Source organism: Mycobacterium riyadhense (genome assembly GCF_963853645.1).
GTDB lineage: Bacteria > Actinomycetota > Actinomycetes > Mycobacteriales > Mycobacteriaceae > Mycobacterium > Mycobacterium riyadhense.
In genome coordinates, this window is the sequence record NZ_OY970456.1 from 3,216,083 (window position 1) to 3,229,518 (window position 13,436).

At 63.7% G+C, this 13,436-nt stretch carries 16 protein-coding genes; 13 read left to right on the plus strand and 3 right to left on the minus strand.

Features of this window, described 5'->3' with window-relative positions; all coding sequences use genetic code 11:
* The first annotated feature begins 9 nt into the window (after positions 1-9).
* The 12 genes from AADZ78_RS14485 (at position 10) to AADZ78_RS14540 (ending at position 11,074) form a co-directional block, all read left to right on the plus strand.
* On the plus strand, positions 10-795 hold the full coding sequence (locus tag AADZ78_RS14485) for an MlaE family ABC transporter permease (RefSeq protein ID WP_085250267.1): 786 nt from the start codon (positions 10-12) through the stop codon (positions 793-795).
* A gap of 9 nt (positions 796-804) precedes the next feature.
* Complete coding sequence (locus tag AADZ78_RS14490) at positions 805-1,620, plus strand: ABC transporter permease (RefSeq protein ID WP_085250251.1); 816 nt, start codon at positions 805-807, stop codon at positions 1,618-1,620.
* 113 nt (positions 1,621-1,733) lie between these two features.
* Positions 1,734-3,071 carry an MCE family protein gene (locus tag AADZ78_RS14495; RefSeq protein WP_085250252.1) on the plus strand — a complete coding sequence of 446 codons (1,338 nt, stop codon included), beginning with the start codon at positions 1,734-1,736 and terminating at the stop codon, positions 3,069-3,071.
* Positions 3,068-4,096 carry a virulence factor Mce family protein gene (locus tag AADZ78_RS14500; protein ID WP_085250253.1) on the plus strand — a complete coding sequence of 343 codons (1,029 nt, stop codon included), beginning with the start codon at positions 3,068-3,070 and terminating at the stop codon, positions 4,094-4,096. Before AADZ78_RS14495 ends, AADZ78_RS14500 begins: the two co-directional genes overlap by 4 nt.
* Positions 4,093-5,325: a virulence factor Mce family protein gene (locus AADZ78_RS14505; protein WP_085250268.1), complete on the plus strand. Its 1,233-nt coding sequence runs from the start codon at positions 4,093-4,095 to the stop codon at positions 5,323-5,325. Before AADZ78_RS14500 ends, AADZ78_RS14505 begins: the two co-directional genes overlap by 4 nt.
* Positions 5,322-6,563, plus strand: coding sequence for a virulence factor Mce family protein (locus tag AADZ78_RS14510; protein WP_085250254.1), 1,242 nt, complete (start codon positions 5,322-5,324; stop codon positions 6,561-6,563). The genes AADZ78_RS14505 and AADZ78_RS14510 overlap by 4 nt, the downstream gene beginning before the upstream one ends.
* Positions 6,560-7,699: a virulence factor Mce family protein gene (locus AADZ78_RS14515; RefSeq protein ID WP_085250255.1), complete on the plus strand. Its 1,140-nt coding sequence runs from the start codon at positions 6,560-6,562 to the stop codon at positions 7,697-7,699. Before AADZ78_RS14510 ends, AADZ78_RS14515 begins: the two co-directional genes overlap by 4 nt.
* Positions 7,700-9,112: an MCE family protein gene (locus tag AADZ78_RS14520; protein ID WP_085250256.1), complete on the plus strand. Its 1,413-nt coding sequence runs from the start codon at positions 7,700-7,702 to the stop codon at positions 9,110-9,112.
* Positions 9,079-9,612, plus strand: a complete 534-nt coding sequence (locus tag AADZ78_RS14525; protein ID WP_085250257.1) for a mammalian cell entry protein — start codon at positions 9,079-9,081, stop codon at positions 9,610-9,612. The genes AADZ78_RS14520 and AADZ78_RS14525 overlap by 34 nt, the downstream gene beginning before the upstream one ends.
* 17 nt (positions 9,613-9,629) lie before the next feature.
* Positions 9,630-10,112, plus strand: a complete 483-nt coding sequence (locus tag AADZ78_RS14530; protein WP_085250269.1) for a hypothetical protein — start codon at positions 9,630-9,632, stop codon at positions 10,110-10,112.
* A 4-nt stretch (positions 10,113-10,116) separates the two neighbouring features.
* Positions 10,117-10,437 (plus strand): DUF732 domain-containing protein, encoded by a 321-nt coding sequence (locus AADZ78_RS14535; RefSeq protein WP_085250258.1) that lies wholly within the window; start codon positions 10,117-10,119, stop codon positions 10,435-10,437.
* Between the two features lie 10 nt (positions 10,438-10,447).
* Positions 10,448-11,074 carry a CAP domain-containing protein gene (locus AADZ78_RS14540; protein ID WP_085250259.1) on the plus strand — a complete coding sequence of 209 codons (627 nt, stop codon included), beginning with the start codon at positions 10,448-10,450 and terminating at the stop codon, positions 11,072-11,074.
* A 206-nt stretch (positions 11,075-11,280) separates the two neighbouring features.
* On the opposite strand, the gene AADZ78_RS14545 is transcribed toward AADZ78_RS14540, so the two are convergent.
* From AADZ78_RS14545 to AADZ78_RS14555, 3 genes are all read right to left on the minus strand, one after another.
* The gene (locus AADZ78_RS14545) at positions 11,281-11,703 is read right to left on the minus strand and encodes an NYN domain-containing protein (protein WP_085250260.1); all 423 of its coding nucleotides are present in this window, start codon (positions 11,701-11,703) and stop codon (positions 11,281-11,283) included.
* 28 nt (positions 11,704-11,731) lie between these two features.
* Positions 11,732-12,007, minus strand: coding sequence for a hypothetical protein (locus tag AADZ78_RS14550; RefSeq protein ID WP_085250261.1), 276 nt, complete (start codon positions 12,005-12,007; stop codon positions 11,732-11,734).
* 147 nt (positions 12,008-12,154) lie between these two features.
* Entirely contained in the window at positions 12,155-12,793 is a 639-nt protein-coding gene (locus AADZ78_RS14555) for a PE family protein (RefSeq protein ID WP_204903397.1), read from the minus strand.
* Between the two features lie 317 nt (positions 12,794-13,110).
* Here AADZ78_RS14555 and AADZ78_RS14560 point away from each other — a divergent pair, with 317 nt between their 5' ends.
* Positions 13,111-13,428, plus strand: coding sequence for a PE domain-containing protein (locus AADZ78_RS14560; RefSeq protein ID WP_239656594.1), 318 nt, complete (start codon positions 13,111-13,113; stop codon positions 13,426-13,428).
* Positions 13,429-13,436: the final 8 nt, after the last annotated feature.

Consider the following 13,436-nt stretch of genomic DNA (forward strand, 5'->3'; position numbering starts at 1 on the left):
CGCGGCGACATGGTGATCGCGGTCGACCGAGCGGCTGGTCCGGTCATCCGGCCCGTTGGCGCGATGGGCGATTTCTTCGCGATGACACTGGACACTTTCGTGTCCATGTTCAAGCCACCCTTCGCGTGGCGTGAATACCTATTTCAGTGCTGGTTCGTGGCGCGGGTGTCGACGCTGCCCGGGGTGTTGATGACGATCCCGTGGGCGGTGATCTCAGGGTTCCTGTTCAATGTCCTGCTGACTGATATTGGTGCCGCGGATTTTTCGGGTACCGGCTGCGCGATCTTCACGGTGGACCAGAGCGCCCCGATAGTGACGGTATTGGTGGTAGCGGGCGCGGGTTCCACCGCCATGTGTGCCGACCTGGGTGCGCGCACTATCCGTGAGGAACTCGACGCCCTGCGGGTAATGGGCATCAACCCAATCCAGGCGCTGGCGGTTCCCCGGGTGTTGGCGGCCACCACGGTCTCGCTGGCCCTGAGCTCGGTGGTGACGGCCACGGGCCTTATTGGCGCGTTCTTTTGTTCGGTGTTTCTCATGCACGTCTCGGCGGGTGCGTGGGTGACGGGTCTGACCACGCTGACCCACACGATCGACGTCATCATCTCGATGATCAAGGCGACGTTGTTCGGGCTGATGGCCGGACTGATCGCCTGCTATAAGGGCATGTCGGTCGGTGGTGGCCCGGCCGGCGTCGGCAGGGCGGTTAATGAAACCGTGGTGTTCGCGTTCATCGTCTTGTTCGTCATCAACATCATCGTCACCGCCGTCGGCATGCCGTTCATGGTGTCCTGAGGTGAACCCATGACGGTGACCAAAACCCTCGTCGGCGAGTGGAATCGGTTGGGATCGCAAATGCGGTTCTATGTCAGCACCCTGGCTGGGATTCCGGACGCCGTCATGAACTACCGGAGCGAGCTGCTGCGGGTGATCGCGCAAATGGGGCTGGGCACCGGGGTTCTCGCCGTGATCGGCGGAACCGTCGTCATCGTCGGGTTCCTGGCCATGACCACCGGCGCAATCGTGGCGGTGCAGGGCTACAACCAGTTCGCCTCGGTTGGGGTGGAGGCGCTAACGGGCTTCGCGTCCGCCTTTTTCAATACTCGCGAAATTCAGCCGGGAACGGTGATGGTCGCGCTCGCGGCCACCGTCGGCGCCGGGGCCACCGCGCAGCTGGGGGCGATGCGGATCAACGAGGAAATCGACGCGCTCGAGGTGATCGGTATCCGTAGCGTCAGCTACCTGGCGAGCACCCGAGTGCTCGCCGGAGTGGTCGTGGCCGTCCCCCTGTTCTGCGTGGGACTCATGACCGCCTATCTGGCCGCTCGCATCGGTACCACGGCCGTCTATGGTCAGGGCTCCGGTGTGTATGACCACTACTTCAATACGTTCCTGCGTCCGACAGACGTGCTCTGGTCGTCGTTCGAAGTCGTCGTGGTCGCTCTGATGATCATGCTGGTGTGTACCTATTACGGGTACACCGCGCACGGCGGGCCGGCCGGGGTTGGCGAGGCCGTTGGCCGCGCGGTGCGGGCCTCGATGGTCGTGGCGTCGATCGCGATCGTCATCATGACGCTCGCCATCTATGGTCAGTCGCCCAACTTTCACCTGGCGAGCTAGGCATGAGACATGCCACCACGAGGTCGTCGAACGTGGGGGATATGCACGCATTCCCATCACTTTTCGTCCGTAGGGCCCACGTTCGACGAGGCAAACGAAGGATCGCTTGCGCCATGAAACGCGGGCCAGGTAGACACCGTCTGCACGACGCCTGGTGGACGCTGATCCTGTTGGCGGCAATCGGTGTGGTCGTCCTGGTGACCGCGGTGTCCTTCAATGGCACCTTTCGGTCCTATGTGCCGGTGACGCTGACCGCGGACCGTTCCGGGCTGGTGATGGACACCGGCGCCAAGGTGATGATGCGGGGCGTGCAAGTCGGCCGGGTCAGCCAGATCGGCGCCAAGAATGGGGCCAGCCTCGAACTCGAGATCGATCCCGACCAGATCCGGTACATCCCAGCCAATGTCGAGGTACGGATCAGCGCCACCACCGCGTTCGGCGCAAAGTTCGTCGATCTAGTGATGCCGGAGAACCCAAGTCGCGCTCGGCTTTCCGCCGGGGCGGTATTGCGTTCGAAGAATGTCAGCACAGAGATCAACACCGTCTTCGAAAACGTCGTCGACTTCCTCAACATGATCGATCCGCTCAAACTGAACGCCGTGCTCACCGCGGTGGCCGACGCGGTACGCGGGCAAGGCGAACGGATCGGCCAAGCCACCACCGACCTCAACCAGGTATTGGCAGCACTCAACGCGCGCAGCGAAACCATGCGCCAGAACTGGCGATCCGTCAAGAAATTCAATGACACATACGACGCGGCAGCCCAGGATATCCTGACGATCCTGAACGCCGCAAGCACGACCAGCTCGACCGTCGTGAATCACTCCACCCAGCTGGATGCCTTGCTGCTCAACGTCATTGGGCTATCGAATACCGGGGCCAATCTACTGAGCTACAGCAGGGACAATCTGGTCGCATCGGTCAACATCCTCGAGCCGACCACGAACCTGCTCTTCAAATATCACCCCGAGTACACCTGCTTCCTGCAGGGCACCAAGTGGTATCTCGACAACGGGGGCTATTCCGCGTGGGGAGGTGCCGACGGCCGGACGCTGCAACTCGATGTGGCGCTGTTGCTGGGCAACGATCCCTATGTCTATCCCGACAACCTGCCGCTTGTGGCGGCCAAGGGCGGTCCCGGCGGACAGCCGGGGTGTGGATCGCTGCCGGATGCCACCAAAAACTTCCCGGTGCGCCAGCTTGTCACCAACACCGGCTGGGGCACCGGGCTCGACATTCGGCCCAATCCCGGTCTCGGACATCCCTGTTGGGCTGACTACTTCCCGGTGACCCGCGCCGTGCCCAAGCCGCCATCGATACGCCAGTGCCTCCCCGGGCCGGCGATCGGGCCGAATCCTGGGGGGCCGCCGTACGGGGCGGCGCTGTACGGGCCGGGAGGAGTGCCGCTATGGCCAGGTGTTCCTCCAGCGGAAGCGGGTGAGCAGCCATGAGGGAGAACCTGAGAGGGGTCCTCGTGCGCCTCGCCGTCTTCCTGACGGTTTGCTTACTGACCGCGGTCTTGCTGGTTGCTGTCTTTGGGGAAGTGCGGTTCGGCGAAGGCAAGACCTACTACGCCGAATTCGCCAACGTGTCTAATCTGAGGCAGGGCAAGCTGGTTCGCATCGCCGGCGTTGAAGTCGGCAAGGTCGAGAAGATCTCCATTAACCCGGACGCGACGGTACGGGTCGAGTTCACCGCCGACAATTCGGTCATCCTGACCGAGGGAACCCTGGCGGTGATCCGCTACGACAACCTATTTGGCGACCGCTACCTGGCACTGGAGGAAGGGGCCGGCGGACTTACCACTCTTAGTCCCGGCCAAACGATTCCGCTGGCCCGGACCAGACCAGCGCTGGATCTGGATGCCCTGATCGGCGGCTTTAAGCCGCTGTTTCGTGCGCTGAACCCCGACCAGGTCAACGCGCTGAGCGAACAGTTGCTGCAGGCGTTTCAGGGACAGGGCCCCACGGTCGCCTCGTTCTTGGACCAAGCCGCGGTCCTGACCAACACCTTGGCGGACCGCGATCAGCTCATCGGTCAGGTGGTCGACAACCTCAACGTGGTGCTGGGTTCGCTTGGGGGGCAAAGCGATCGGTTGGACAACGCGGTACTGTCGCTATCGCAGCTGGTGCACGGGCTCGCGGAACGCAAGACCGATATCACCAACGCGGTGGCCTACACCAACGCCGCCGCCGGCTCGATCGCCGACCTGCTATCGCAAGCCCGCGCGCCGTTTTCGACGATGCTGCGCGAGACCGATCGGGTCGCAAGCATCGCGCTGGCCGATCACGATTACCTCGACAATCTGCTCAACACGCTGCCGGACAGATACCAGGCGCTGGTGCGCCAGGGCATGTACGGCGACTTCTTCGCCTTCTATCTGTGCGACGTTGTGCTCAAGGTCAACGGCAAGGGCGGCCAGCCCGTGTACGTCAAGGTCGCCGGCCAGGCCACGGGACGGTGCGCGCCGAGATGAAAACATTCGCCGAACGCAACCGGCTGGTCATCGGCACAGTCGGCATCGTGACGATGGCCGGAGCCGTGGTGGGCGCCCTGCAATACCGGAACCTGCCGATTTTCGATCAGGGCAAGAGCGTCGCCGCCTATTTTGCCGATGCGGGCGGGCTGCGGACGGACAACACCGTCGAAGTCTCCGGGTATCCGGTGGGAAAGGTGTCCAGCATCGAGCTAGACGGACCTGGCGTGCTGGTGAAGTTCAAGGTGGACAACGATATTCGTCTCGGCAACCGCACCGAGGTGGCAATCAAGACAAAGGGTCTGTTGGGCAGCAAGTTCCTCGACGTCACACCCCGTGGCGACGGCCAACTACAAGGCCCCATTCCGATCGAGCGGACCATGTCGCCGTACCAACTGCCCGACGCCCTTGGCGACCTGGCCTCCACGATAAGCGGATTGAACACCAACCGGTTGTCCGAATCGCTGGCTACCCTGGCCCAAACCTTTGCCGATACTCCGGCCGATTTCCGCAACGCGATCACGGGGGTGGCTCGGCTCGCGCAAACACTCGATGACCGCGACGCCCAACTGCGTAGCCTGCTCGACAACGCGGCGAAAGCGACTGGCGTGCTGGCCAAGCGCACCGACCAAATCGTGGGCCTGGTGCGCGACACTAATGCGCTGTTGGCGCAGCTGCGCACCCAAAGCGCTGCCCTGGATCAGATCTGGGCGAATATCTCGGCGGTGTCGCGGCAGCTTCAGGGCTTCATCGGCGAGAACCGCGAGCAGCTGCGGCCGGCGTTGGACAAGCTCAACGGGGTGCTGGCCATCATCGAAAACCGCAAGGAACGCGTGCAACAGGCCATCCCGCTGATCAACACCTATGTCATGTCGCTCGGCGAATCGCTGTCGTCCGGACCGTTTTTCAAGGCCTACGTGGTGAATCTGTTGCCGGGTCAGTTCGTGCAGCCGTTCGTCAGTGCCGCGTTCTCCGACCTGGGGCTGGACCCGGCAACCTTGCTGCCGTCGCAGCTGACCGACCCGCCCACCGGTCAACCCGGCACTCCGGCGTTGCCGATGCCGTACCCGCGGACGGGCCAGGGCGGCGAGCCGCGGTTGAACCTGCCCGACGCGATCACCGGCAATCCCGACGATCCGCGCTACCCGTACCGGCCGGAACCGCCGGCCCCGCCACCGGGCGGTCCACCACCCGGCCCGCCAGCGCAGCAGCCGGGGGACCAGCCATGACAACGAGGCTGCGACGTGCCCGCTCTGTGTTAGCGACCGCCCTTGCCTTGGTGCTCGCCGCGGGCGTGATCGTGGCGATGCGAACCGCGGGGGAGACGGCCCGGACAATCGTGGTCGCCTACTTCGACAACAGCAACGGCGTGTTTGCCGGTGACGACGTGCGCATCCGGGGTGTGCCGGTGGGCAAGGTCCTCAAAATTGAACCGCAGCCGCTGCGGTCGAAGATCTCGTTCTGGTTCGGCGGCAAGTACAAGGTTCCCGCCGATGCCAAAGCGGCGATCCTGTCGCCACAACTGGTGACGGGCCGGGCTATCCAGCTGACGCCGCCCTATACCGGCGGGCCCGTTATGGTCGACGGGGCGGTCATCCCCCAGGACCGAACCGTGGTGCCGGTCGAGTGGGATGACCTGCGGGAGCAGCTACAGCGGCTCACCGAATTGCTCAAGCCCACTGCACCCGGCGGCGTCAGCACGCTGGGTGCGCTCATCAATACCGCCGCCGACAACCTGCGCGGACAGGGTGCCACCATCCGCGACACCATTATCAAACTGTCGCAAGCGGTTTCAGCGCTAGGCGACCATAGCAATGACATCTTCGCCACCCTGAAGAATCTGTCGACGCTGGTGTCGGCGCTGCATGACAGCGCAGATCTGCTCGAGCAACTCAACCACAACCTCGCCGCGGTGTCGTCGGTGCTCGCCGATGACCCCAACAAGGTCGCTCAGGCGGCCGAGAACCTCAACGCGGTCGTGGCCGACGTGCAGAGTTTCGCCGCCGATAACCGCGAGGCGATTGGCACAACGTCGGACAAGCTCGCGTCGATCAGCAAGGCGCTGGTCGGCAGTCTCGACGACATCAAGCAGACCCTGCACATCGCGCCGACTGTATTGCAGAACTTCAACAACATCTTCGAACCGGCCAACGGTTCGCTGACCGGTGCCCTGGCGGGCACCAACATGGCCAACCCAATCGCGTTCCTGTGCGGTGCAATTCAGGCCGCCTCCCGGCTGGGCGGCGAGCAAGCGGCGAAACTCTGCGTGCAGTACCTGGCGCCGATCGTGAAGAACCGCCAATACAACTTCCCGCCGCTAGGGGAGAACCTCTTCGTCGGTGCGCAGGCCAGGCCCAACGAAGTCACCTACAGCGAGGACTGGATGCGGCCCGACTATGTTCCGCGAGCCACCGATCCCGCGGCTGGCCTGCGCGGCTTGATGATGCCGCCGGAAGGTGACTCATGAGAGTCAGCCCGATCCTGGTGGTGATCCTGGTGGTGACCGGGGTATCCGGTTGCGGCTGGCACGGGCTGAACTCGCTGCCGTTGCCCGGCACGCAGGGTAACGGCCCAGGGGCCTACGTGATCCAGGCACAAATGCCGGATGTCAACAACATTCAGGCGAACTCGCGGGTGCGCGTCGCCGACGTGACGGTCGGCCACGTGACAACAATCGAGCGTCAGGGCTGGCATGCGTTGGTGACCATGCAACTCAACGGCGACGTCAACCTGCCAGACAACGCAACGGCCAAAATCGGCACCACCAGCTTGCTGGGCTCCTACCACATCGAACTCGCGCCGCCGAAACGCGAAGCGCCGCACGGCAAGCTGCGCGGCGGCTCGGTCATTCCGCTGTCGCGCGGCGGCGCCTATCCGAGCACCGAGCAGACGTTGGCGGCGCTGTCGTTGGTGCTCAACGGCGGCGGACTGGGCCAGATACAGGACATTACCGAGGCGTTGAGCACTGCGTTCCGCGGGCGCGAACAAGATCTGCGCGGCCTGATCGGGCAGCTAGATAGGTTCTCCGCATACCTCAACGACCAATCCGACGACATCATCGCGGCCACCGAGAGTTTGAACCGCTTGGTGGGAAAGTTCGCCGCCCAACAACCGGTCCTGGATCGGGCCCTGGCGACCATCCCGGACGCGCTCGCGGTGCTCAACGAAGAGCGGGACAAGCTCGTCGAGGCGGCCGATCAATTGAGCAAGTTCAGCGCCCTGACCGTCGACTCCGTCAACAAGACCAAAGCGAACCTGGTCAAGGAGCTGGCACAGCTGGGCCCCGTGCTGGAATCGCTCGCCAACGCCGGCCCGGCCCTGACACGATCGCTGTCCCTGTTGGGCACCTTCCCATTTCCGAACGAGACATTCGAGAATTTCCAACGCGGCGACTACGCCAACCTGACCGCCATCGTCGACCTCACCCTCAGCCGAATCGACCAAGGCATATTTACCGGCACCCGGTGGGAGTGCCATCTGACCCAGCTCGAACTGCAGTGGGGTCGTACCATCGGCCAGTTCCCCAGCCCGTGCACCGCGGGCTACCGAGGCACCCCGGGCAATCCGCTGACCACCCCCTACCACCCGGACCAGGGGCCCTAGATGCTGCATCTACCGCGACGAGTCATTGTGCAGCTGGCCATCTTTAGCGTGATCGCGGTCGGCGTACTGGCCGTCACGTTTCTGCACTTCGTCAAGCTGCCGGCCATGCTTTTCGGGGTCGGCCGCTACACGGTGACTATGGAGCTGCCGGAAAGCGGCGGGCTGTATAGCACCGGCAATGTCACCTACCGCGGCTTCGAGGTGGGCCGGGTCGAATCGGTGCGGCTGACCGACAGCGGCGTACAAGCGGTGCTGTCACTCAAATCGGGCATCGACATCCCGTCGGACCTCAAGGCCGAGGTGCACAGCCACACGGCGATCGGCGAATCCTACGTCGAGTTGTTGCCCCGTAATGCCACCTCGGCGCCGCTGAAGGACGGCGACGTCATTCCGCTGGCCGACACCTCAGTGCCGCCCGACATCAACGCCTTGCTCAGCGCCGCGAACACGGCTTTGGCGGCAATCCCTCGCGACAACCTGAAAACCGTGGTGGACGAGTCGTATACCGCGGTGGGCGGGCTCGGTCCGGAACTTTCCCGGCTGATCATCGGGTCGTCCAACCTGGCGATCGATGCGCGCAAGAACCTTGATCCGTTGGTGGCGCTGATCGACCAGGCGCAACCGGTGCTCGATTCGCAGACCCGCACCTCGGACGCCATCGCGGGGTGGGCCTCCCACCTGGCCGCGGTCACCACGGAATTGCAGACGCACGACGCAGCCGTCGGCAACGTCATAGACCACGGCGGCCCCGCCTTGGGCGAGATGCGTCACCTGATCGAGCGCGTGCAACCCACGTTGCCCATCCTGCTCGCGAACCTCGTCAGCGTCGGCCAGGTCGCGCTCACCTACCAAAACGACATTGAACAGCTGCTGGTGGTATTCCCCATGGCGGTCAGCGCCGAACAGGCCGGGATCCTGGCCAACCTGAACACCAAACAGGATTACCGGGGTCAGTATTTGAGCTTCAACCTCAACCTCAACCTGCCGCCGCCGTGCACCACCGGGTTCCTGCCCGCCCAGCAGCAACGCATCCCCACGTTCGAGGACTACCCGGGCCGGCCGGCCGGCGACCTGTACTGCAGGGTGCCGCAGGACTCCGTCCTCAACGTGCGCGGCGCCCGGAACATACCCTGTGAAACCGTACCCGGCAAGCGCGCGCCCACCGTGAAGTTGTGCGAGAGCGCCGAGCAATACGTGCCGCTCAACGATGGTTTCAATTGGAAGGGCGATCCCAACGCCACGCTGTCCGGCCAAGACATACCACAGCTACCGCCCCTCGCCGCCGCCCAGTACGACCCGGCCACCGGCACTTATATCGGGCCCGACGGGCATCAGTACACCCAATCCGACCTTGCTCAAACCGCGCCGAAGGACAAGTCATGGCAAACGATGTTGCTACCACCGGGCAGCTGACAACCGTAGCGCACACCCACCAATCGCCGCGGCGAGCGGCGCTCTTTGGCTTGGCCGTCGTCGTTGTATTGGCAATATTGCTGTGTTGGTTAGGATTTCGCTTCCATCAATCGCAGCAGGCGCAGGCCGAGCGTAGTCAATTCCTGCAGGTGGCAAGGCAGGGCGCGCTGAATCTGACGACCATCGACTGGCGGCATGCCGACGCTGATGTGCGCCGCATTCTGGAAAGTGCCACAGGCGAGTTCTACAACGATTTCACCGGCCGTTCGCAGCCATTCATCGAAGTACTGCAGCAAACCAAGGCCACCACGGTCGGCACGATTACCGAGGCGGGGCTGGAGTCGCAAACGACCGATACGGCCCAGGCGCTGGTGGCAGTGTCCGTGCGGACATCGAATGCCGGTGAAGCAGACCCCGTTCCGCGGGTGTGGCGAATGCGTATCACCGTCCACAAGGTCGGCGATCAGGTCAAGGTTTCTCACGTCGGGTTCGTCCCATGAGCGCCGCGGCGCGCCGCATCCACTGGTCGCGGGTGATCGCCTACGCGCTGCTGCCCGGTCTGCTGCTGTTGTTGGCATGTGGCGCAGGCTTTCTGAAGTGGCAGGACGCCTCCCTTCGCGACGCCGCGGTTGCGCGCGCCGAATCCGTGCAGGCCGCTACCGGAGGGACCATCGCGCTGCTGACCTATCGGCCCGACACCGTGCAGAGAGATCTTGAGGCCGCGCGGGGCGGGCTGACCGGCACGTTCCTGAGTGCCTACACACAGCTCACCCACGACGTGGTGATTCCCGGAGCGCAGCAGAAGCAGATCTCTGCGGTGGCGACTGTCCCGGGCGCCGCGTCGGTCTCGGCTTCCGCCAGCCACGCCGTCGTCCTGCTGTTCGTGAATCAGACCATCATCGTCGGCCAGGACACGCCGACCAACACCGCATCCAGCGTTCGGGTCACCCTCGACAAGATCGACGGGCGTTGGCTGATCTCGCAATTCGACCCGGTCTGAGCGTATGAGGATGCAGCGGGTGTTGGCGGGTGCGCTGTTGCTAGCCGCGACCGTGACACCGAGCGCGCATGCCGATGCGGTGGCGTATCTGGTCAACGTGACGGTGCGTCCGGGCTACTTCGCCAACCCTGACTCCGCCCTGAGCTACGGGAATGACCTGTGCAACAAGGTATCTCAGGGTCGTACCTATACACAGGTCATCGGCGAGATCAAGGCCGACTTCAATACCGCCGACGAATACCAGGCCTCGTATCTACTCAGCCAAGCCGTCAACGAACTGTGCCCCGCGCTGATCTGGCAGTTACGCAACTCCGCGGCCCGCTAAGGAGGCTGACATGCACCATCGATCGCTGGCCCTGACCGTCTTGTCCGCTCTGGCTGCCGGTGCGGTATTGGGCACACCCGTCGCACAGGCCGACAACAAACGACTCAACGACAGCGTGGTCGCCAACGTCTACACCGTTCAACATCAGGCCGGCTGCACCAACGACGTCAAGGTCAACCCGCAACTGCAACTGGCCGCCCAATGGCACGCCGTCGATGTGCTGAACAACCGAAACCTCAACGACGACATCGGTTCTGACGGGTCCATGCCGCAAGACCGCGCAAATGCCGCCGGTTTCCACGGGAAAGTGGCTCAAACCGTCGCGCTCAATCCTGCCGTAGCAATCAGCGGCGTCGAGTTGATTAACCAGTGGTATTACAACCCCGCATATTTCGCGGTCATGTCCAACTGCGCTAACAGCCAAATCGGGGTGTGGTCCGAGAACAGCGCGGATCGCACCGTCGTGGTGGCCGTTTACGGGCAGCCTGATCGGCCTCCCGCGACACCGCCCGGGGACAACGTCCCGATCGATCCGAGCCCCGACTACGACGCCAGCGACGAGGTCGAGTACGGCATCAGCTGGCTTCCGTGGATCCTGCGCGGCGTGTACCCTCCGCCCGGCATGCCACCGCAGTAAGGCGACCGCGCTCAATGCCTAATCAGGCGACGTCGAAACACGAACCTTCGAACTGGGGTGAGCGTGAATCGTGGAGTCAGAGCGGAGGTCGGCGTGCGGTTCGATTGTGACTTCACCGGCCCGAAAGGAGCGCACTACGTCGCCCACATGCGCGTCGCCGAGGTGAACGGCGAACGGGTCGAGTTCGACATCACGACACAGCCGGGCTAAGCCGGCCCGCGTTGACCCGGCCGCTGAGCCGGTTTGGCGCGACGTGGGTCGATGAGGTCACGGAAACCTTCTGCCCGGTAGACGGAGGCGCCCAAGCTTCGCACCCGGTCGGCCAACGCCTTGTCCGATGTCACGACACGGATTTCGTGCGGTTGGTCGTCGGTTTGCACCAGCCGGACGATCTCGTCGTCGGCCGAGTTGGCAGCCGCCTTGGGTGCATGCGCTACTTCGATCACCGACGACCCGATGGTGGTTGATGGCGGCCGCTCGAAGACCACCACCACCCGGGCTGCGTCTTTATTGGCGGCAGCCCAGCGCTCCAGCATGTCCACCAGCGTGACCATCGCCCGGTGTCGATCCCGCCACCACCCGTCCGGACGACTCCCGATCACGTTCATCCCGTCGACGATCCACCGCACAGCTCAGGCTACGACGAGCCTCGCAACGTTAGAACCATCTACGCTTTCGGTATTTCTTGATGTCATTCCGGAACCTCTGGAGATGCTGCTCAGTGGCTCTTTCTTCCAGGACCCCGAGGGCGTTGACGAGCTCTAGGTGCGAAAGGATGAGCAGCCCATTCAACTGCTTGAGCCGTTCCGGCCTCGCCAGCGACTCATCGTCGTCGACATGGATGAGCAAGAAGTCACGCAGCGCCTTGCTGCCGGTCATCTGCTCTGGGACTTTCATCTGCCGCAAGATTGTGGCCATGTCGGGGCTGGTCACAGCATCCCTCCTTCAGGATCGAGTAACAGCGCAAGCGTAGGAGACCGGCACCAGCCGGCGGCTGCGCCGCGGGCGAAAGCGGTGATGGTGTCGCTACCGGGCATTGAGTAGAAACCCGGGGATGATTCGGTTCGCGGCCCGATGCTATTAGGTCAGGCGTTCGCCCGGTTGTAGCTCGCTGCCGTCTTGGCGCTGTTGGTCGTCCTCCTCGGGTTCGGTAGCCGAGACCAACCCCGGTTTGGCGGCACCGCCTGCCGGGGCCCCCGCACCCATCCCGCTGCCCAACGGAGCCGCACCACCCATCGCCGACGAACCGGCATTGGCAGCCGCCGACGCCACCGGCGACGACGACGCCTCGACCACCTGCGAGACCACCGGCGTGCGCGCCACCGCCTCGGCCTGGGCAGCCAACGACCCCGCCCCCAACACACCACGACCAACACCCGACCCCCCGGCCCCTGCAGACCGGGTAATCGCCGACCCACTAAACGCCACCGCCCCCGCGGCATTGTCATCGGCATCGCCATACATCCGCGCGATATCACTCAACGCCGTACCGGTGCGCATCAACTCCTCTTGCGCCGCGGTATTCGACGCCAACATCGACGCGGCCTCCTGCGCAAACGCCAGCACCGCCTGCGCAGACACCTCTTCGGCACCGGCCGGAACCAACCCGCTCAACACCGACATCGCCGCCGTCGAACCAGCACTTAAACCCTGGCTCCCAATGTCGACCAATTGCGAACCAATGTCGCCCGCGGCCGGGTCGTGGGACATCGAATCCATCTAGCTGCTGCTCCTACCGAATTTTGCGCACCGACCGGCCCGATGCGCACCACGATGCAATCAATTCTAAGCCCCCTCAGCATCGGCTCACCCGCAAAAACTGTGACCCACCCAACCACCCCCACACCCGTGAGCACAATGCGCAAAACCAGGAAATCGCCGCTTAGTCCCACTATCGCCCACAAGCACGACACCCGCACCACAGCGCCGTTGAATTGGTGCCAGCCGAAGCCATTCACCAATGGCCATTCCGCCGCTTTCACCGCCAAGCAGAAAACCTCGGCGCTACGCCATCGAGGAGTACCCAAATGCAATCAATGTCATTTCAACCAGTCGTCGCCGACATTGGCGAACAAGTCGTCAACATCGGTACCAACGCGCTAGAGCAGGCCGCGAAGGCGTCGATGTCGATGATCGGACTCGCCCCCGCCGGGGCCGACGAGGTCTCGGCGCAGGCAGCAATGGCGTTTCACGAAGAGGCCGCCGCGCTGCTGGCGCTAAACCAGGCGGCCCAGCAAGAGCTCATGCGGACCGGCTCGGCGTTCACCCAGATTGCGCAAACCTATACCGAGATCGACGAGGCCGCCGCCAGCTTAGTATTCGGCTCCTTTCCAATGCCCAGCGTCACGAAATGACAAATTTA